This window comes from Streptomyces sp. NPDC006326 (assembly GCF_040612915.1).
In the GTDB taxonomy this organism is placed as follows: Bacteria; Actinomycetota; Actinomycetes; order Streptomycetales; family Streptomycetaceae; genus Streptomyces.
The window spans coordinates 1-20476 of the sequence record NZ_JBEXRC010000078.1 but is presented as its reverse complement, the minus strand read 5'-3'; the positions used below and the strand labels follow the sequence as shown (position 1 = coordinate 20476).

At 77.3% G+C, this 20476-nt stretch carries 10 protein-coding genes; 2 read left to right on the top strand and 8 right to left on the bottom strand.

Going from position 1 to position 20476, the window contains the following annotated elements; translation table 11 throughout:
- The 8 genes from ABZ128_RS34050 to ABZ128_RS34015 all read right to left on the bottom strand — a co-directional run.
- Positions 1-960 (bottom strand): alkaline phosphatase family protein (locus ABZ128_RS34050; protein ID WP_356853590.1); only part of this gene is annotated, 960 nt, incomplete at its 3' end.
- 42 nt (positions 961-1002) lie between these two features.
- Positions 1003-2010, bottom strand: a complete 1008-nt coding sequence (locus ABZ128_RS34045; RefSeq protein ID WP_356853588.1) for a galactokinase — start codon at positions 2008-2010, stop codon at positions 1003-1005.
- The gene (locus ABZ128_RS34040; protein ID WP_356853586.1) at positions 2007-3914 is read right to left on the bottom strand and encodes a class I SAM-dependent methyltransferase; all 1908 of its coding nucleotides are present in this window, start codon (positions 3912-3914) and stop codon (positions 2007-2009) included. Before ABZ128_RS34040 ends, ABZ128_RS34045 begins: the two co-directional genes overlap by 4 nt.
- 23 nt (positions 3915-3937) lie before the next feature.
- A complete protein-coding gene (locus tag ABZ128_RS34035) occupies positions 3938-5101 on the bottom strand; it encodes a glycosyltransferase (RefSeq protein WP_356853584.1) in 1164 nt (387 codons plus the stop codon).
- Positions 5098-5937, bottom strand: a complete 840-nt coding sequence (locus tag ABZ128_RS34030) for an alpha/beta fold hydrolase (protein WP_356853583.1) — start codon at positions 5935-5937, stop codon at positions 5098-5100. Before ABZ128_RS34030 ends, ABZ128_RS34035 begins: the two co-directional genes overlap by 4 nt.
- A gap of 7 nt (positions 5938-5944) precedes the next feature.
- Positions 5945-6289 carry an acyl carrier protein gene (locus tag ABZ128_RS34025; protein WP_356853581.1) on the bottom strand — a complete coding sequence of 115 codons (345 nt, stop codon included), beginning with the start codon at positions 6287-6289 and terminating at the stop codon, positions 5945-5947.
- A complete protein-coding gene (locus ABZ128_RS34020) occupies positions 6279-11117 on the bottom strand; it encodes a beta-ketoacyl synthase N-terminal-like domain-containing protein (RefSeq protein WP_356853579.1) in 4839 nt (1612 codons plus the stop codon). The genes ABZ128_RS34025 and ABZ128_RS34020 overlap by 11 nt, the downstream gene beginning before the upstream one ends.
- Positions 11110-17985 carry an SDR family NAD(P)-dependent oxidoreductase gene (locus ABZ128_RS34015; RefSeq protein ID WP_356853577.1) on the bottom strand — a complete coding sequence of 2292 codons (6876 nt, stop codon included), beginning with the start codon at positions 17983-17985 and terminating at the stop codon, positions 11110-11112. Before ABZ128_RS34015 ends, ABZ128_RS34020 begins: the two co-directional genes overlap by 8 nt.
- Positions 17986-18521: 536 nt before the next feature.
- Here ABZ128_RS34015 and ABZ128_RS34010 point away from each other — a divergent pair.
- Together ABZ128_RS34010 and ABZ128_RS34005 are read left to right on the top strand one after the other, a co-directional pair.
- Positions 18522-19415, top strand: coding sequence for a LysR family transcriptional regulator (locus ABZ128_RS34010; protein WP_356853575.1), 894 nt, complete (start codon positions 18522-18524; stop codon positions 19413-19415).
- A gap of 110 nt (positions 19416-19525) precedes the next feature.
- Positions 19526-20476: hypothetical protein (locus tag ABZ128_RS34005; RefSeq protein ID WP_356853573.1), on the top strand; the 951-nt coding region annotated here is incomplete at its 3' end.

Here is a 20476-nt window from a genome sequence, read left to right as displayed (position 1 = left end):
GGTGGGCGTCGGGGTGGGGGTCGGCGTGGGGTCCGTGGAGCCGGTGAAGACCTCGGTGATCGGCTGGACGTTCGCCGCGTTCCCCGCGTGCGTCGCCGTGCCGAACAGGTCCTCCAGGGTGCGCAGCAGGTGGTGGTGGCTGTAGGCCGTGGAGTACGCGCCGGTCTTGACGTTCGCCCCGTGGAAGACGGTGGCGATCCGGTTCGATCCGAGGTAGTTGTCCTCGTCCCAGGTGAGCACGAGCAGGCTGTTGTGGGTCTTCGCCCACTGCGCGTACGCGTCCAGGTTGGTCTTCGTCCACGTGTCGCCCGTGCCGACCGCGCAGTCGTGCATGTCGTTGCACAGGTTCGGCACCACGAACGACAGGTTCGGCAGCGCCGCGAAGTTGCCCTGCGGGAACTGCGACCAGGTCTTGCCCGTGTTCAGCGGTACGTTCTTGAAGGCGAACCACGGGTTGTGCTTCTGTGCGTACTTGCCGCTGCTGCACGCCGTCGACCCCTCGGCCGGCAGGTCCTCGTTGTACGTCGCGAAGGTCTTCCCGGCGGCGATCACCTCCTGCCCCAGGTTGGCCGCGGTCATCGACTGCGCGGTGTAGCAGCCGTCGCCGGTGATGCCCTGCGTGGCGCCGGAGAACAGGTTGAAGTAGTTCGGCTGGCTGGGGTGCGTCAACGCCTTCATGCCGGTCAGGCTCGCGCCGCCGTTCGCCAGCTGGTTGATGTACGGGGCGTTCGCGCTGCCGATGATCTCCCCGTACTGCTTGTTCTCGTACACGGCGACCACCACGTGGTCGTAGGACGGCAGGCCGGCGGCCGCCGAGGGCGCCGGCGCGGCGCCGGTACTGCCGTCCGCCGCCTGCGAGTTGGCCACGGTGAAGGCGCCCAGCAAGGTGAGCGCGCCGAGCCCGGCCGCGAGCGCGGACCGGCGGGTCCGGCGTCTTGCGGCGGCCTTGGGTGAGGGCATGTGCTGTTCCTCTCGATCTCGGTGGTGCCGGGTGGGTGTGGGTCACTCCTCTCGCCGGGCCGCTCCGGCCACGGCGATGTTCAAGAAGCGGGGCACGGGCTGCCCGCGGCCGCGGAAGTCCTCCGCGACCGCGGCCCGGACCGCCGTCAGACGCGTCCCGGGCAGCAGCACCAGCACGCTCCGGCCCGGCCGCGGCCCGGGCGGCCAGGCGCTCAGCGCCCCCGCCCGGCGGGCGCAGTCCACGGCCCGGGCCAGCGCCGCCGGCCGGTCCGCCGCGGGCAGGCTCCCGCGCACGGCCAGCAGCACCAGCCGGCTGCCGGAGGCCGCCGGGTCGAAGGTGACGTGCCGGGGCGGTCTCCCCCCGTCCCCGTCCATCAGCAGCGCCTCCCCGGGCCGGGCGAACAGGGCCGCCCGGTGCAGGGCCCGGTCGCTGCCCGGCAGCGCCTCGGCGAGCAGCCGGGCCAGTCGTGCACGGTCCGGCTCCCCTCCCGCCGGACCGCCTGCCCCGCCGCGTGCGTCCCCGTGCACATCGGCCACCGCGAGCGCCGTCGCGCAGTCGGCGGGCTCCGCCACCGCCAGCCCGGAGGCAGCGGTGAGCGAGCCCTGCACGTGCAGGTCGGTCCCGCCGCGCCCGTACCCGGCGCGGGCGAGCACCCGCAGCAGGGCGTACGGGCGCGCCGCCCAGGCGGGGACGGCGGACGGCGGCCCGTCCGGGGCCAGCGGCACCTCGCAGCTGTCGGCGGGATGCCCGAGCGAGCTCAGCCGCACCAGGCCGTCGGAGCGCGGCGCGGCGGCGGCCGCCACCGGCCAGCCCGCCGCCGCCACCAGCCCCGGCGAGCCCAGGTGGAAGGCGTGCGGGGCGCTCCACACGGCGGCCGGGGCACGGCCGTGCGCGGACTCCAGGGCGTACGCGACGAGCCGGAACAGCGGGTCGGCGGTGGCCCGCCGGGCCAGGTCCGGCCCCTCGCCGCCCACCGGCGGGCCGACCGGGGCGCCGGCCCCGGCCGCGTTCCCGGCGGCGGCCCCGGTCACCTGTCCGGCGCCGGTCACGGCCCCTCCTTGCGGGCCAGCATCCGGTAGGCGTTGCCGCCGTCGGACCGCCGGGCCGCGGCCGTGCGCAGCGCGTCGAGCACCGCCGCACCGGCCAAGCACGGCAGCGCCGCCGCCCGTACGGCCGCGGCGGCGGCCCGGCGGCGCGGCGTCGCCGGCGGTCCCCACGGCCGGTCCGGATCCGGGGCCAGGCGCGTCGCGGTCAGGGCCACCGCGCCGAAGAAGTCGTTGCCCTGGTGGGCGGGGCCGTGCTCCTCGGCGAGGACGGTGAACCCCCGGTCGGCCAGCGCCTCCCGCAGGTTCGGGGCCGGGATCAGGTGCTGGTGCTGCGGCTGGAACCAGGGCAGCCAGGCGGGTCCCAGCAGCCGGGCCATGCGCGACTGCGGATCCGGCAGCTCGATGGCCACCAGCCCGCCCGGGGCCAGCACCTCGGCGGCCGCGTCGAGTTCGGCGAGCGGATCGCGGGTGTGCTCCAGGTAGTGGTACATGCTGACCACCTCGTACCGGCCGGCCAGCTTCTCGGCGTACTCCGGGAACTGGCCCTGGAACCCGCTCTCCACCCAGCCCCGCCGCTCGGCCTCGCGCACCCCCTCGCCCATGTCGAGCCCGTCGAAGCGGGTCTGCGGCCACACGGCCCGTGCGGCGTTGCAGAAGTGCCCGTGCCCGGTGCCGACGTCCAGCCAGGACGCCGGGGCGCCGCCGTACGGGCGGAGCATCTCGGCCCGGGCCCGGTAGGACGCGCCGAGCCGCCCGAAGACCGTGCCCGCGCCCTCGCCGCCGCGGCCGTCGTAGAAGTCGCGGTAGTAGAAATCCAGGCCCTCGGGGGTCAGCCGGGGGTTCTGGAAGACGTGCGCGCAGGCCCCGCACTGCTCCAGGGTGAACCGGCCGGGCTTGCCCTGGAGCAGGTCCGGCACCCGGACCCGGACCGTGAGCCGCCGGGAGCCGCACCAGGGGCAGTCCGGGCGGCGCGGCTCCAGGAACCGGTCGGTGCCGCCGGCCAGTTCGGCCCGGTAGGCGGCCGCCCGTGCCCGGTCGGCCGGGCTGGGCGACCCCGGACGAGCGGCGTGTGCGGCCGTACGGAGAGCCGCGCCGAGGGAGCGTACCGGCCGGGCGGCGGTCGCCCGGGCCAGGTCGGCGGGCCGCAGCGGGCCCCCCGGGCCGCCGAGGGCGAGGTACGGCTGGAGCCAGTACAGCCCGGCCGCGGCCGCGCCCCACCGGCCCTGGCGCCCGGCCACCGTGGCGAGCAGGGCCAGCCCGGCGAGCTGCGCGGCGGCCAGCGCCCCCGGCGGCAGGCCCTGGGCGCGCAGCTCGGCCTCCCGCACCGCACCGGTGTCCGCCCCGGAGGCCGGCCGGCCGCAGGACAGCGCCGGGGCCACGGCCAGGCCGGTGGCGTCGGCCGCGTACTCCTTCAAGCGGCGCACCAAGGCGAGCAGTTCGGCGCGGTCCGGGCCCGGCGTACCGGCACCCGCAGCCGGGCCGTCGTCGACCCCGGCCCGGGCGAGCACCTCCTCCGCCACGAGCACCGCGTACCCCGCCCCGCGCCCCTCGGCCAGGCGGTCGCCGCGGTAGCGGGCCGGATCGACCAGCCGCAGCAGGCCCAGCACCCGCTCGGCGGCGAGGTCCCCCGGCAACAGGTCGAGCACCCGCAGCCCCTCCCGGTCTGCGTACGCGCAGGCGGCCAGGAACGTCGCCGGGTCGGCCTCCACCCCCCGCGCGGTCAGCAGCCGCCACCCGGCGGCGCGCGGCACCCCCGCCGAGCCGGCCGGGGTCGGAGGCAGGGCGGGCAGCGCCCGCAGCCGCCGCCGGGCGCGCACGGTGCCCGCGCCGAGCGCGAGCAGCAGGGCCGCGGAGGTCCACCGGACCCCGCCCGCCGCCGGCGCCCTCCCGGAGGTCACAGAGGTCACGGGGCCCGCAGAGTGGACAGGGTTCACAGCAGTTTCTCCAACCGGTCGGCCGCGGCGGCGGCTCCGCCTGCCGCGGCGAAGGAGGCCTGGATCCGCCGGGCGGCACGGCGCGGGCCGGGCTCGTCCAGCACGGCCGTCAGCGCGTCCCGCAGTTCCTCGGCCCGGGGCCGGCCGAACCGCACCCGGACCCCCGCACCCGCCTCGACGACCTGCCGGGCCACGATCGGCTGGTCGTCCCGGATCGGCGCCAGCACCAGCGGCAGCCCGTACGCGAGGGCCTCGCAGACGGTGTTGTGCCCGCCGTGGCAGACCACGGCGTCCAGATGCGGCAGCAGCTCCAGCTGCGGCACCCGGTCCTGCACCAGCACGTTCGCGGGCGCAGACGCGGCCAGAGCGGCGGGTCCGGCCAGGACCACCTGGACCTCGCCGGCCAGCCGCCGCGCGGCGTCGAGCACGGCGCCGTAGAACCGGCCGCCGGCCTCCTGGTTGAGGGTGCCCAGCGACACCAGCACCCGGCGCCGCTCCGGGTCCAGCCGCTGCCACGGGAAGCCGGGCGCGGGCGGCCGGGCCCCGAAGGCCGGTCCGACGAAGGCGTGGTGCGGCGCGAAGCCGTCCCCGGCGCCGACGAGTTCGGGGGTGGAGAAGACCAGCACCAGCCGCTCGGAGAACCGCGGGTCCCAGCCGGTGTCCTCCTCCCCGCACGAGGCGAGGAAGCCTGAGATCTGCCCGGCGACCCATTCGCCGACCTTCGGGAAGTCAGCGAACGGCCGGGTGAGTTCGGCGGAGGTGCTCGCCGAGGTGGCCCAGGGGATCCCGAGCCGCCGCGCCGCCACCGGCCCGGCGAGCGCCTGCTGGTCGGCGACCAGCAGGTCGGGGCCGAAGGCGCGGGCCGCCTCGGTGACCCCCGGCAGCATCGCCCGGGCCAGCGGCACGAGCGCCTCCTCCCAGAGGAAGCGCAGTGCCCCGACCCCGCGCAGGTCGCGCCAGCGCTCGTGCAGGGCCGCGTAGCCGCCGCCGTTCTCCTCGCCGGCCGGCAGGATCCGTGCGTACGGGGGCAGCAGGCGGGACAGCGGACCGCTCGGCCCCGTCCAGGCGACCTCGTGGCCGCGGGCGGCGAGTTCGGCCCCGACCGCCACCGTCGGATTGACGTGTCCCGCCAGCGGGGGGACCGTGAACAGCACCTTCACCGGACCAGCACTCCCCCCGGGGTGGCGTTCGCGCCGCCGGCGGCGGCCGCGGTCGCGTCCAGATGGGCCAGGACGGCCTTGCGCAGGGAGCCGCTGCTCTCCTTCAGCACGTCGTGCCCGAGCCCCGGCAGGATCTCGACGGCCGTGCCGTCCCGCGGGGCGTGCTCCGCCAGCTCCATTGCGCCCGGCACCAGTTCGGAATGCTCTCCGCAGACGATCAGGAGCGGGCAGCGCAGCCTGGCGTAGTCGGCGGGGGTGAAGGTGCGGCTGGCCGCGATGTCGTCGACGAGGCTGGTCCGGTTGAGCAGCTCGTCGGCGATCGCCGTCAGATGCGCGGCCTTGCGCAGCCTGAGGCCGAGCAGCTCGGACGGGACCGGGCTGCCCTCCAGGCTGAGCGCCGCCGCGGACAGGGTGTCCACCATGTTCTCCACCCAGGCGCCGCTGAGCGGGGGTTCGAGCAGCGTCAGCCCTGCGACCAGGTCGGGCCGGGCGAGCGCGGCGTGCAGGGCGAGCGTGCCGCCGTAGCTGTTGCCGACCAGGTGCAGCCGGCGCCGTCCGAGGCCGAGCGCGCCGAGCAGCGCGAACAGGTCCCGTACGGCCGTGCGGCTGTCGTAGCCGGTGGCCGGGCGCTCGGTACGGCCGTGGCCCCGCAGGTCGTAGAGGACGACCTCGTGACCGGCGCGGGCCACGGGGACGGCGAGGGGACAGTAGAAGGAGGAGAGGTTGTCGACGACGAGCCCGTGCAGGAAGACGACGACGGGCCGGCCGGTGGCGTCGGCGGCGGCCGGGAGCCGCTGGACGTGGAAGCGCAGGGCGTTGGCGGTGGTGAAGGCCATGGCGGGCTCAGCCGGCGGACGGGGCGGGGGCGGCCGGGACGGCCGCCGTGGCGCGGGCGAGGGAGGCCTGGGCGAGGGAGGCGTGGGTGACCCGCCCGATGTGGGTGACCAGTTCACCGACGGACATGGCGAGGATGGCGTCCATGTCCTTCTCGGCCAGGAAGCCCATCAGGTCGACCTCGGCGCCGTAGCGCTGGTGCAGCAGTTCGGCGAGGGCGACGAACTCGATGCTCTCCAGCGCGAGGTCCTCGTTGAACGTCGTCTTCATCGTGACCTCTTCCGCGAGGAGGAACTCGTCGCCGACGATCTCCACGAGCATGCCGGTGATCTCGGCGAGGATTTCAGTGGCCATGACTGGTCTCCGTGAGGGTGAGGGGAACCGGGGAGGATCGGGCGGGGTGGGCGGTCCAGGCGACGACGTGGCCCTCGGGGAGCAGGTCCGTCCGCACCGGGTACGGCTGCCCCTCGGGCGACAGCACCCGCAGCGCGGCGGTGGCCGGGTCCTCGCCGACCCGCCACTCGCGCGGACGGCCGCCGAGCCCGGTGCCGGCCGCCTTGGCGGCGGCCTCCTTGGCGCACCAGAGGGCGGTGAGCGCGGCGGGCAGGCCGGTGCCCTCGCGGTCGGCGAGCTGCTCGGCCAGGCGTGCCTCCTCGGCGGAGAGGGCGGTCCGGAGCAGCGCGCCGGGGTCGGTGGTCACCGGCTCCACGTCGATGCCGACCGGCCCGGAGGCGTGAGCGAGGGCGACCGCGATCCGGTCCTTGTGGGCGATCGACAGGTGCAGTCCGCGGGTGAGCGGGCCCTCGGGGAGGGGACGCCCGGCCCGGTCGTTGCCGACGGGCACCTCCGCGGGGAACACCGGACCGGCGCCGCCGTCCCACAGCAGCTGCCGCAGGGCGTCCTTGGCGGCGATCCGGCCCAGCAGCCAGGGCCCGCGGGCGCGGGGCGCGAGCCGTTCGTAGGCGGCTCGTTCGGCGGCGCCGAGGTAGCGGCGCATCACCAGCTCCTGCGAGGCGGGGTCGGCCCACCGGCGCCGGGCCAGGCACCAGCCGGCGGCCTGCGGCTCGCCGATGCCGCAGACCTCGGGGGTGAACTTCATCGGCCACACCCGCTCGTCGGCGCCGAAGCGGCGGTACGTCCAGCCGTCGATCCGGGCCCACAGCAGGCCGCTGCGGTCCTGGAGTTCGAGATCACCGCGCACGGTCACGTCGCGGACCTCCCGGATGCGGGCGGTGGCGGTCAGCAGGGTCTGCGGGGCGGGCGGGGGCCCGTAGAACCGGATCCGGTCGACGGTGGCCGGGAACACCAGGCGGTCCACGGGAAGTTCGAGCTGCATCCAGTGCCCGAAGAGCTGCCCGGCGGCGTCGAGCAGGGCGCCGGGGGCGGGGAGCGCGCGCAGCTCCCCGCGGATGCCGTCGGCGGCGACGGTGTGGACCGCGTGCACGCCGGCGAAGCGGGGGCCGTGGAACATCCACCGGTCCCGGTAGAGGGCCTCGGCGCTGACGGGGGCGGGCCGGGGATCGCGCAGGGGTGCCGGGTCGGGACCGGGCGGTGCCCCGTAGCGCGGGCCGAGCACGACGACCACGGAGGCGTACGGGCCGAGCGTGACCCGGATCCGGCCTCCGCCCTCGTCCCGGATGCGGACGTCGACGTCCACGGCGGGTGCGACGGGCAGCCAGCGCAGGGCCCGTACGTCCTCGTAGCCGAGGACGGCGGCTGCGCCCTCGGCGGCGTGCCGCAGGGCCGCGTCGGCGGCGAGCTCCAGCATGGTCGTCATGGGCACGACCGGAAACCGGTCGGAGTCCTCGGACCAGCCGTCGGGTTGCAGGTACACGCAGTGGTCGCGGACGGAAGGCAGTGTGTCCAGTCCGAGCCGCAGCACGTGCGCCGTCTCCGGCCCGCCGCCCCCGCCGCCCCCGACCGGACCCGCCCCGTCCGCCGGGCGGCCGTCCGGGGCGGTCGCCCGTGCGGCCTCCGCGGCGGCGGGTGGTTCCACGGCGGCCGCTCGCGGGCCCGTCGGGGCCGCGGGAGGGGATGTCGGGGAGAGGGCCCAGGCCTCGGCCACCGTCCGCGCGGCGGCGTCGGCTTCGGCGAGGACGGCGTCCAGCGCGGACAGCAGGACCGGCCGGTGCGCCGCCGGATCGGCGCCGGTGCGGTGCGTCCCGCCGTGCGGAGGGCCCGCCTGAGTCGGCGCCGCCAGGGAGCCTTCCGGCGGAGGCGCCCACGGGGCGCCGGCCGGCGCGGGCGAAACGGAGAGCGGCAGGAGAGCCGGCGAGGCCGGGCGCGGGGCAGTAGGTCCTGCCGGCGGAGCCATGGGCGCCGGGAACGGGGCCGGCCCGGGGTGTGAGAAGGCCGCGCGGGCCGCGGACGTGAGGTGGACCAGGGGGGAGCCGAGGTCCAGCTGTACGGTGACGCGGCGCGGCGCAGGGCGGTCGGAGGCCGGGCCGCCCGCCGCGCCGCCGGCCGCCTGCGGGGTGTCGTCCGCGGGGCGGCCCGCCGTCAGGCGGTCCCAGCGCGGGGCGCGGCCCTCCGCCCAGAGCGCGGCGCAGGCCCGCCGGAGGGCGGCCAGGCCCGACAGGCGCGGCACGGAGGCCGCCACCGCGAGGTGCCCGCGGTCCCGGAGGGTGTCCTCCACGAAGCCCGGCAGGCTCCCCGGCCCCAGGGTCACGAAGCTCCGCACGCCCGCGTCCTCGTACAGCCGCAGCGTCAGCTCGCGGAACCGGACCGGCTCCAGCAGGTGGCGTACCACCAGCTCCCGCACCGCCTCCGGCTCGGCCGGGAAGGGTGCGAGCGTCGTCGCCGACCACACCGGCACCGAGCCGGCCCGAAGCGGCAGCCGCGCGAAGGCGGCCCGCACCTGCCCGAGGTACGGCTCCCACATCGGCGTGTGGAACCCCGAGCGGAAGGGGAGCTCCTGGCCCAGGACCCCGTCTCCGCGCAGCCGTTCCAGGACCTGCGCCACCCCCGCCGGCTCCCCGCACACCACCGACTGGTGAGGGCAGTTGTCGTGGCTGACCACCACCCCCGCCACCCCGTGCAGCGCCGCCTCCGCCCGCTCCGCCCCGCAGCCGAGGGCGGCGTACACCAGGTCGGGCACCTTCAGCGAGCCCGGCCGCAACGAGTCGAGGAAGGCGTCGGCCGCCTCCCGCGGGTACATGCCCGCAGCCACCATCGCGGCCCACTCGCCCAGGCTGTGGCCGGCCATCACATCGGGCTCGATGCCCAGTCCGGGCAGGACCCGCGCGAGGAAGCGGCCGGTGGCGAGCGCGTCGAGGGCCCGTTCCACCAGGTCACCGCCCCGGCTCAGCGAGGGGGCGGCCAGCCGGAACCGGTCCGCCACGTCGTCCAGCACCGGCGCGAACTCCGGCTCCAGCCCCGGGAACAGGAACGCCAGCCGCCCGCCCAGCGGCTCCGGCGTGAACCACACGTCGCCGCGCCCGCGCCAGGCCCGCCCCCGCGCGACCGCCTTCGCGGCCAGCGCGAGCCGCTGCGGGGTGGGCCCGACCACCGCCAGCCGGCACGGGCCTTCCCCCGCCGAGGGGGATCCCGCCGCCAGCAGCCGCGCCAGTTCGGCCGGACCGTCCGCCGCGAGCAGGAGCACCTCCTCCCGCCCGCCCGGGCCGGCCGGCGGAGCCTGCGCCGGGGCCCCGAGCGGCAGGAAGCGGCGTACGGGGGCGGGAGCGGCCCGGCGGCCCGGCGCAGCGGCGGCGGGCGCCCCCGGCGCCTGCTCCAGCACCACGTGCGCGTTGATCCCGCCGAAGCCGAACGCGTTGACCCCCGCCCGGCGCGGCCCCGACGTACGCTCCCACGGCTGCGCCGCGGTGACCGGCCGCATCCGGGTCCGGGCCAGGTCGGGGTGCGGCTCCGCCAGGTGCAGGGTCGGCGGGAGCACCCCCTCGTGGACGGCGAGCGCCGCCTTGATCAGCCCGGCCATGCCGGAGGCCTGCATGGTGTGTCCGAGCATCGATTTCACGGAGCCGAAGCCGATCCCGCGCCCGGAGCCGGATACGGAGGCGGCCCCGCGGTCCTCCGGCGGGCCGAACACCCGGGCCAGGGTCTCCAGTTCCGCCGTGTCGCCGACCGGGGTGCCCGTGCCGTGGGCCTCCAGCAGCCCCAGCGCGTCGGCCGCCCGCGGGTCCAGCCCGGCGTCCTGCCAGGCCCGCTCCAGCGCCCGTACCTGGCCGGCGACCAGCGGGCTCATCAGGCTGGCCGCCCGCCCGTCACCCGCCACACCCGTACCGCGGATCACCGCGTAGATCCGGTCGCCGTCGCGCTCCGCGTCGGCAAGGCGCTTCAGGAGCACCACGCCCGTCCCCTCGGACAGCAGCGTCCCGTCGGCCCGCCGGTCGAAGGGCCGGATCCGCTCGCTCGGGCTGAGCGCCCGCAGCTGGGTGAAGACGCTCCACAGCGTGGCGATGTGGCAGTGGTGGACGGCCCCCGCGACCACCGCGTCGCAGCGCCCGGCCGCCAGCAGCCCCACCGCCTGGTCCACCGCCAGCAGCGAGGAGGCGCAGGCCGCGTCGAGGGTGTAGGCGGGTCCGCGGAAGTCCAGCCGGTTCGCCGTCCGGGCGGCCGTGAAGCTCGGCACCAGCCCGATCGAGGCATCGGGCCGCTCCGGTCCCAGCGCGTCCTGGAAGGCGGTACGGACCGCCGCGATCCGCCGTTCGTCCAGCTCGGGTACGAGCTCCCGCAGGGTCTGCGCCAACTGGTGCGCCGTGCGGACGCGTTGGTCGAGCCGCGCGGTGGCGACCCCCATGAACCCGCCCCGGCCGAGCACCACCCCGATGCGCGAGCGGTCCGCCGGCAGCCGGTCCTCGCCGCCCGCGTCCGCGATCGCCTCGGCCGTCGCGTGCAGGGCCAGCATCTGGTCGGGCTCCGCGCCCTCCACGGCGGCCGGCATGATCCCGAACCTGGTCGGGTCGAAGGCGGCCAGGCCGTCGACGAAGCCGCCACGGCGGCAGTAGAACCGGTCGCCGGCCACGGGACCGCTCGCGCCGTCCGGGTCGTAGTACACCTCCGGGTCCCAGCGGCCCGGCGGCACCTCGGTGATCACGTCCGTGCCGGCGAGGAGGTTGCGGCGGTACGCGGCCAGGTCGGCGGCCCCCGGGAACACCGCGCCCATTCCGACGATCGCCGCGTCGGTGGGCCGCGGACCGCGCCGCCCGCGCCCCGGCTCACTCATCGCCGGCGCCTTCCTGCGCCATCAGGACCACCTGTACGTCGCTGCCGTGGGCGAGTTCGTCGAGGAACGCGGCGGTCCCGGCCTCGGCGCCGATCAGCGCGATGCCCCGGCGGCCGTACGCGCGTTCCAGCTCGGGTGTGACCATGCCGCCCGCCTCCGCCGCCCAGGGGCCCCAGTCGACGGACAGCACCCGGCCGGGGAGGTACGCGGACCAGGCCTGCGCCAGGCTGTCGAGGGCGTCGTTCGCGGCGGCGTAGTCGCTCTGGCCCCGGTTGCCGTAGACCCCGGCGACACTGCCGAACAGCGCCAGGAAGCGCAGGGCGGGCCCCGACCCGTGCTCGGCGGCCGCCGCCGCGAGGTGCCGGGCGCCGGCCACCTTCGTGGTGAACACCTCGGCGAAGGCGGCCGGCTGCTTGTCGGCCAGCAGGCCGTCGCGCAGCGTCCCGGCGCCGTGGACGATGCCGTCCAGCCGGCCGTGGCGCTCCCGTACGCCGGCCACGACGGCCCGGACGGCCTGCTCGTCGGTGACGTCGGCGCAGTGGTAGCGGACCGAGGCGGCCGGCGGGCCGAGCGCGGCGAGGGTGGCCCGGACCTCGCGCTCCGCGAGGATCCGCGAGGCCGCGGCCTCGATCTCGGCGGGGGTCCGCAGACCGGAGCCGATCAGCGCGGCGCGCAGCGCCACCCGGTCGGTGGCATGGGCGAAACGGTCCGGCTCGGCGGGGGGTCGAGGCGTACGTCCGAGCAGCTCGATGTGGCAGCCGGTGCGCCGGGCCAGCGCGAGGGCGGTCCGGGCGGTGATGCCGCGGGCACCGCCGGTGAGCAGGACCACGGACCCGGCGTCGAGCGGCAGCCGGCCGTCCGCGGCGGCGTCCGGCAGCGGGGCCGGGACGGGGCGACGGGTGACCCGGGTCCCGTCGGCGGTGTACCCGACGGAGGAGGGGGCGTCGCCCGGGTCGGCGAGCTCGGCGAGGAGCTGCGCGGCCACCTGCTCGGGGTCCTCCTTGGGGCTGACCTCCACGGCCCGGACCAGGGTGGCGGGGAATTCGAGGGCGGCGCTGCGGGCGAATCCGTGCAGGCCGGTGCCGGCGGCGGGGGCGGGGGTGGTGGCGAGGACGAGCCGGCGGACCCCACCGGTCAGGGCGCGCTGGAGGCCGGGGAAGACATCGGGCAGCGCGGGCTCGGCGCCGGCCCGGAGCCCGGACAGGTCGACGAGCGCGTCGAAGCCGGAGCCTGCTTCGGCGATGCGGTGCACCTCGGCCACGCCGTGCCGCCGCAGCAGGGCTTCGAGCGCTGCGGCCACGGCCTCCTGCCCTTCGCCGGCCACCGCGACCCGAAGCCCCCCGAGGGTTTCGGGATCCCCGTCCGGGCCGGGCAGGGGCACGGTGTCCACCCGCAGCCGGCGGACCGGGGCGGCCGGCGGCCGGGCGGCGGGCGGCGCCCCCGGCGGCGGTGAGCCGGGCGCGCTGCCCGGCGGGGCGGCCGCGGGGCCGGCGGTGTGGGAGACGACCCAGTCGACGATGCCGCGCAGGGTCTTGATCCGGGCCAGCTCCTCGACGACGGACCCGTCGGACCCGTCGGACCCGTCCGATCCGGCGGACCCGGCGGACCCGGCGGGGCCTTGGGGGAGGCCGATCCGGTCGGCCAGGGCGCCGATGATCTCGACGCGTTTGATGGAGTCGATGGACAGGTCGGCCTCCAGGTCGAGCTGGGGGTCGAGCATGTCGCGGGGGTAGCCGGTACGCAGGTGCACGATCTCCAGCACGACGTCCATCACCGCGTCGGCCCCGCCGGGCACCCCCGCCGGGGCGGGCTGCCCGTCCGGCCGGGCGCCGTTCAGGGCGGCCGGACCCGCCGCGGCGGGCCCGCTGCCGGGTGCCGGGGACGCGGTGGCCGACGCCGGCCACGGCGCCGGGGCTGCCGGCACGGCGTCCGGACGGGCGTCGGGCGCCAGGACCGCGCCCATCGGGGCCGCGTGCGCGCCGTGGGGCGGGTCGGCGGGGACGTACGGCTGCGCGGAGCCGCCCCCGGAGGCGGCCAAGTAGCCCAGCAGGACGCTGCGCTGGGCCTCGATCAGGGCGCGGGAACCCTCCAGGTACTGGAGGACCGCCTCCTCGCGCTGCCGGGGGGCAGGGGGTGGTGGCGGTGCCACGCGCTGGGGCGGTCGGAGGCCGCCGGCCAGCGGAGCACCGTCCGCCGTGCGCACCAGGTGGCCGTCGACCAGCCAGCCCGGGCGGCGCGGCGCCCGCTCGGGGAGCGGCGCCGACCGGCCCCGGAACAGCGCCTCCGGCGCCACCGGCACGCCTGCCGCCGCCAGTTCCGCCAGCGCCGTGACCAGCCGGGCCAGCCCGTGTTCGCCCGGCACGTCCAGCGGCACCACCGTGTGCAGCCGGCCGTGCAGGATCCGGCCCACCAGCCCCGAGAGCACCCGGCCGGGCCCCGCCTCCACGAAGGTGCGGACGCCCGCCGCGTACATGGCCTCCACCTGCTCCACGAACCGCACCGGCTCGGCCACCTGACGGGCCAGCAGCTCCCGTACGGCACCCGGTCCTGCCGGGTAGGGCCGCGCCGTGGTGTTCGACCAGACCGGGACGGCGGCGTCGGCCACCGCCGTCCCGGCCAGCTCCTCGGCCAGCAAGCCGGCCGCCCCCGCGACCACCCCGCTGTGGAAGGCGCAGGCCACCGGCAGCGGTTCCGCCGACAGGCCCGCCGCCCGCAGATCCTCCACCGCCGCCCGGACGGCGGCCGCCGGACCGGAGATCACGCACTGGCGCGGGGCGTTGTGGTTCGCGATCACGCACCCGGCCCGCGCCGCGAGCTCCCGTACCTCCTCCGGCGCCGCCGCGACCGCGGCCATGGCACCCGGATCCGCCCCCGCCGCCGCCAGGATCGCCTCGGCCCTGCGGGTGCTCAGCCGCAGCAGGCTCTCCCCGTCGTACACCCCGGCCGCCCACAGCGCGGTGAGCTCCCCGTACGAGTGCCCGGCCACGCAGTCGGGCCGTACGCCGAGCTCCCCGAGCAGGACGTGCGCAGCCGCCCCCGCCAGCCCGAGGGCGGGCTGCGCGACCCGGGTGTCGGTCACCGCCGCCCGCTGGGCCGCCCGCTCCTGCGGGCCGAAGGCGCCCGGCGGGAACATCGCCGACACCACGGCCCCGGGCGCCGCGTCCAGCAGCCGCCGCAGCGCCGGGAAGGCCGTGAACAACTCGCCGAGCATGCCGACCCGCTGGCTGCCCTGACCGGGGAACAGGAACGCCACCCGCCCCGGATCGGCCGCGTCCTCCCGTACGTGGACCCCCTCGCCCGCGGTGAAGCCACGGGCCTGCTCCAGCCGGGCCGCCACCTCGTCCAGGCTGCCTGCCACGACGGCCACCCGCACCGGCCCCGAGCCCGTCGCCGCGGTCTCCGCCGCGAGGTCCCGCAGGGCCCACGGGCGCCCGGCGCCGTCGTTCTGCTCCAGCCGGGCCGCCAGCCGCGCCATCGCCCGGGCGGCCGCCCGCCGGTCCTCGCCGCGGAAGCAGAACAGCTCGGCGGGCCAGTCCTCCACCCCGTGCGCGGGTTCCTCGGCGCCCGCGTACCCGGCCAGTACCGCGTGGTAGTTGGTGCCGCCGAAGCCGAAGGCGCTCACCCCGGCGATCCGGCGTTCCACGGGGACCGCCCACGGCCGGGCCTCGGTGTCGAAGGCGAAAGGGCTGGTCCCGGCCTGCCACGCCGGATTCGGCGCGCTGATGTGCAGGGTCGGCGGCCGCACCCCCGCGTGCACGGCGCGGGCCGCCTTGATGAGGCCGGCCAGTCCGGCCGCGCACTTGGTGTGCCCGAGCTGTGACTTCACCGAGCCCAGTGCGCAGGACCCCGGCGCGGCCCCCGCTTCGGTGAACAGCTCCTCCAGTACCGCCAGTTCGGTGCTGTCCCCGACGACCGTGCCGGTGCCGTGCGCCTCGACCAGCCCGACCTCGCCGGGGCTGATGCCCGCCCGGGCGTAGGCCCGCTCCAGGGCCCGCCGCTGTCCTTCCGGGCGGGGCGCGGTCAGGCCGAGGGAGCGGCCGTCGCTGGCCGACCCGACGGCCTTGACCACCGCGTACACCCGGTCTCCGTCCCGCTCGGCGTCGGAGAGCCGCTTGAGCACCAGTACGCCCACGCCCTCGCCGAGCGCGATCCCGTCGGCCGCCGCGTCGAAAGGCCGGCAGCGGCCGGTCGGCGACAGCGCCCGCACCGAGGAGAAGAGCAGGTAGTCGTTGATCCCGTTGTGCACGTCGGCCCCGCCGCACAGCACCATGTCGGCGTCCCCGTCACCCAGCTGCCGGCAGGCCAGGTCCAGGGCGGCCAGCGAAGAGGCGCAGGCGGCGTCGACCGTGCAGTTGGCCCCGCCGAGGTCGAGCCGGTTGGCCACCCGGCCGGCGATCACGTTGGCGAGGATGCCCGGGAAGGAGTCCTCGGTGAGCCGGGGCAACTGCTCGTCGAGCCCGGGCGGGAGCTCGCCGAGGTAGGCGGGGTGCAGGGCGCGCAGCCCGTACGCACCGGCCAGTTCGGTACCGGCCTCCGCGCCGAAGACCACCGCGGTCCGCGCGCGGTCGAACTCCCGGCCCGCGCCGTACCCGGCGTCCGCGAGGGCCCGCGCCGACATCTCCAGTGCCAGCAGCTGGACCGGCTCGATACCGGCCAGGGAGGCGGGCGGGATGCCGTGGGCGAGGGCGTCGAAGGGCACCGGCCCGAGGAAGCCGCCCCAGCGCGAGAGGCTTCGCTCCCCGGCCCGCGCCGGGTCGGCGTCGTAGTAGAGCGCCGGATCCCAGCGCTCGGGAGGCACCTCCGTCACCGCGTCGGCCCCGGCGAGGACACGCGCCCAGTACGCGCCGAGATCGGGTGCGCCCGGGTAGGCGCAGGCCATGCCCACGATGGCGATGTCCAGCGGGTCACCGGCCGGCGGCGGGCCGGCCGGCCGGACCTGTTCGGCGGCCCGCCGCTCCAGCCACCGTGTCGCGCCCTCGGTGACCTCGGTGTGCAGCGCGGCGATCGTGGTGGTCCCGGTGCGCAGGGTGGCGGCCTGGCCGAGCATGAACAGGCCCTCGCGCTGCTGCTCCGGCCCGTCCACCGGGTCCAGGGCGCCCGAAGGGCCGTGGCGCAGCCCCTTGCTGGCGATCCGCAGCCGTCCCAGGTTCAGCCGCTCCAGTTCCTCCCAGATCTCGCGCGGCTCGGTGCCGCCGTCCGCGAGGCGGCGCCGGGTCTCCTCGAAGGTGTCGGCGTACGGGGTCGCCGCGCAGCGCGTCGCATGGCCGGGGGCGGTGTGCAGCAGCACGGTCCGCGTGCAGTCCACCGCCGCCTGCTGGAAGCCCGGCAGCACCGCGCCGGCCGCCACCGCCTCCTCGGTGAACAGGTACGCGGTGCCCATCAGCACCCCGATCCGCGCGCCCCGCTCGGCCAGCGGCGCGGCCGCCGCCACCGCCATCGCGGCGGAGCGCGCGTCGTGGATGCCGCCTGCGAACAGCACGTCCAGCGCCGCCGGTTCGGGACAGCCGAGGAGCAGCTCGATCTGCTCCTCCCACAGCGCGAACGAGGCGCGCGGCCCGACGTGGCCGCCGCACTCCAGCCCCTCGAACACGAACCGCCGGGCCCCCTCGGCGAGATGGCGCTCCAGCAGCCCCGGCGAGGGGACGTGCAGGTGCGTCACGGTCCCGGCGGCCTCCAGCGGGGCCGCCTGGGCCGGGGTGCCGCCCGCGATGATCGCGTGCGGCGGCCGCACCTCGGCCACGGCCGCCAGCTGCTCCCGGCGCAGCTCGGGCGGGACGAAGCCGAGCAGGCCCACCCCCCAGGGGCGGTCCCCGAGCCGCTGCGCGGTCTCGGCGAGCAGGCGGCGTACGTCCGGGCCCTCCATCACCGCGAGCGCCAGGTACGGGACGCCGCCCCCGGCCGCGACCGCTTCGGCGAAGGCGGCCTGGTCGCTGACGCGGGTCATCGGCCCCTGCACCACGGACCGCGGCCGCAGCAGGGGCCGGGTCCGCGCCGCCGCGTCCAGGTGGGCCGTGACGGCCGACCGTACGACCCGGAGCACACCGCCGGTGGTGCGGTGGCGGGCGGCCAGGCGGGCGGCCGAGGCGCCGTCCTGGCCGACGGGCAGCAGCTGGGTCCGCAGGTCCCGGGCCCCGAGCAGCAGGGCGGCCGGCCCCGCCGGCGGGCTCAGGTCCGGCCGGGCGTAGACCCGGTGGCCGTCGTGGATCCGGGTCTCGGAGCCGTCCATGGCCCGCAGCGCGGCGGCCACTTCGGCGGGCAGGGTCTGCGCCCCCTCGGTGGTCAGGGCCAGCTGTGCGTCGAGCAGCACCCCGGCGGCCCCGCCCGCGACCGCGGCGGCCGCCGTGTGCGGCCCGATCCCGCCGAGGGCGAGCACGGGCACCTCGGCTCCGGCCCCGGCGAGCAGCTGCTGGAGGAGGACGAAGGTGGTGGCCCCGCCCACCCGGCCGCCGGCCTCGTGCCCCTTGGCCACCAGCGCGTGCACCCCGGCGGCCACGGCGGCCCGGGCCTGCGCCCGGCCGGTGGCCTCGGCCCACACCCGGCGCCTGCCGTGCGCCGCCCAGTCGGCCACCCGGCCGGCCGTGTGCTCCGCAGGGTCGGCGAGCAGCACCGTGTCCACCGCGTCCGGCAGCTCCTCCGGCCCGAGCGGGCAGTGCGCGGGCACCCGCACCCCGTACGGCCGCCCGGCGAGCCGGCGGCCGAGCTCGGCGAAGGCGCGCCGGGCGGCCCCGGGGTCCCGGCCGAGGTCGAGCAGTCCGAGGGATCCGGCCCGTTCGGCGGCGATGACGAGCCGCGGGTGCGGCTCCTCGAACGGGCTGAGCGCGACGACCAGGTCGCGGGCGCCGGCGGGCTGCAGGGGCTGAGGGGTCACGGGCGCTCCTCTGATCGGTGCGGGCCGGATCGGTGCGGATCAGTGCTGTGTGACATGTCGGCGTGCAGGGTGGCCCATCCCGGTGTTCCGAGGGCCGTACGAGCACGGCAGGGACACCCGGGCGGACCCGTCGAGGGCCGACGCGGCGCCCGGCAATCCGGGCCGTCCACCACCGCAGGAGCCGGGGCGGGCTTGAACGGTGGTCAACCTCCCCGATGCCGCGATGCATCGTGCGGGGGCGCCCCTGCACTGTCAACGGTCATGCGGAGCGGTCCCTTTCGCCCCGCGGCCGCCGGCGGGACCACCGCTGCGCACCCCTGCCCGACCCGGGCCGGACCGCGCCCGGGCCGGTGGCCTGCGCGGACGCCCTCCGGCGGCGCGGTCCCCGGCGCGCCCGCGGCCCGCACGATCCGGCCGGGCCCATGCCGCGCCGGCATACCTCCGCGACGACCGGGCATGAACAACGGTGCGCAGCGGAACACTTGTTCACCCGCCTGCCCCTTACAGGTGAGGCAGCACCCGGTTACCGTCCGGTCATGACCCCCACACTCGCGCAGCTTCGTTACCTCGTCGCCGTCGCGGACTGCCGTTCCATCACGGGTGCGGCCGCCTCGGTCTTCGTCGCCCAGTCCGCCCTGTCGCGGGCCGTCCAGGCCATGGAGCGGGACCTCGGCGTCGAACTCCTGGCCCGCCGCGGCCGGGGAGTGGACCTCACGCCCGAAGGGGCGCGCGTCGTGCGGCTGGCCCGTACGGTGCTCAACGCGGTGGAGGCCATCGACGACATCGGAGCCGCGCACGGCAAGGACACCCGCGTCACCCTCACCCTCGCCACCACCCCCACCCTGGCCCTGGACCTGGCCGCCGACCTCGTACCGGACTTCACCCGGAGGCATCCGGGCATCGACGTACGGCTCCAGCAGCACGACGGCCGGGAGGCGCTGGTACAGGAGCTGGGGGAGGGGCGCTGCGAACTGGCGCTGGTCGACCTGCCGGTCGACAAGGACCTGTCCACGCACCACCTCCAGGAGCGCGAGGTGGTGCTGATCTCGCCGCCGGGCTCCCACCTGCCCGATCCGGTGCCCTTCCGCATGCTCGACGGGCTCCCCATGGTGCTGCCCACCCCCGGCACCGGACGGCGCACCGAGATGGAGGCCCTGTTCAGCTGCCTGGGCGTACGCCCCGTGCCCACCCTGGAGGTGGACGAACGGCTCGCCTGGGTGACCGGCGTGACCGACGGCCGGGGCTCCCTCATCTGGTACCGCGACGTGGTCTTACGGGCCTTCGGCAGCCGCGCCGAGGTCCGCTCCTTCACCCCGCCCCTGCTGCGCCCGGTGGGCCTCGCGCACGCCCGGCGGCCGCTGAGCCGGGCGGCCCGCGCCTTCATCGCGCACGCCCGCCGCAATGCTCCCGTACGCGAGCCGGTGCGCTGACCGGAACGCGCCACCCGGCGCCCCGGCATGCCGACCCGGCATCGAACCATGCTCAAAGCGGCAGGGGTTGGCCCTGGCGCCCAGGGCAGGCTTCCCCTCCCATGGGGCGCATGTCCCCACTCCTCACCCCACCACGGGCCGCCGCCCTCGCGACCGCTGCCCTCGCCGTCCTCCTGCCGGCGCTCGCCTGGACGGGCAGCGCCACCGCCACCGCGTCCCCCGCCGCCCCCGGCCCGTCCGCCGCCGCGGCCCCGGAGAAGAAGTGCACGCTCCCCGGGGGCCTCGCCGAACTCAGCGGGCTCGCCATGAGCCGCAAGCACCCGGGCGTCTTCTACGCCGTCAACGACAGCGGCAACACCAACCAGGTCTTCGCCGTCGACTGCACCACGGCGACGGGCCGGCTGCGGGCCACCTACACCCTCGCGGGCGTCGGCAACACCGACTGGGAGGGCCTCGCCCTCGGCAAGGACCCCGCGGGCCGGCCGGCGATCCTGGTCGGCGACATCGGCGACAACTTCTCCGGTCGCGCCGAGATCACCGTGCACAGCGTCACCGAGCCCGACCAGCTCGCCGACGCGACGCTGACCCCGGTCACCTACCGGTTCTCCTACGCGGACGGCAGGCACGACGCCGAGTCCCTGCTGGCCGACCCCGGCACCGGACAGCTCTACGTCGCGAGCAAACTCATCGGATCGGCAGGCCAGTTGTACAAGGCACCGCTGCCCCCGCAAACCGGCCAGGTCAACACGCTCACCGCGGTCCGGCCCGGTCCGGTCTTCGCCACCGACGGCGCGTTCTCGCCGTCCGGCGCCTCGTACGTCCTGCGCAGCGGCGGACCGTTCGGCGCCAATACGGCCACCGTCTACGACACCGCCGGGACCCGGCTCGCGGACGTGGCGCTGCCCGCCCAGTCCCAGGGCGAGACCGTGACGTACGCGGACTGCACCAGCCTGCTCGTCGGGTCGGAGAACGACACCCAGATCTGGCGGGTCCCGCTGCCCCCGGAAGCCACCCCGGGCTGCGGTACGACCCCGACGCCCACTCCCACCGCGACCCCGACT

What these genes read in the sequence shown, in the direction of transcription:
- ABZ128_RS34020 (WP_356853579.1), bottom strand. Translation starts at nt 11,117, where the DNA reads ATGAGTGAGCCGGGGCGCGGGCGGCGCGGTCCGCGGCCCACCGACGCG.
- ABZ128_RS34025 (WP_356853581.1), bottom strand. Translation starts at nt 6,289, where the DNA reads ATGGCCACTGAAATCCTCGCCGAGATCACCGGCATGCTCGTGGAGATC.
- ABZ128_RS34030 (WP_356853583.1), bottom strand. Translation starts at nt 5,937, where the DNA reads ATGGCCTTCACCACCGCCAACGCCCTGCGCTTCCACGTCCAGCGGCTC.
- ABZ128_RS34010 (WP_356853575.1), top strand. Translation starts at nt 18,522, where the DNA reads ATGACCCCCACACTCGCGCAGCTTCGTTACCTCGTCGCCGTCGCGGAC.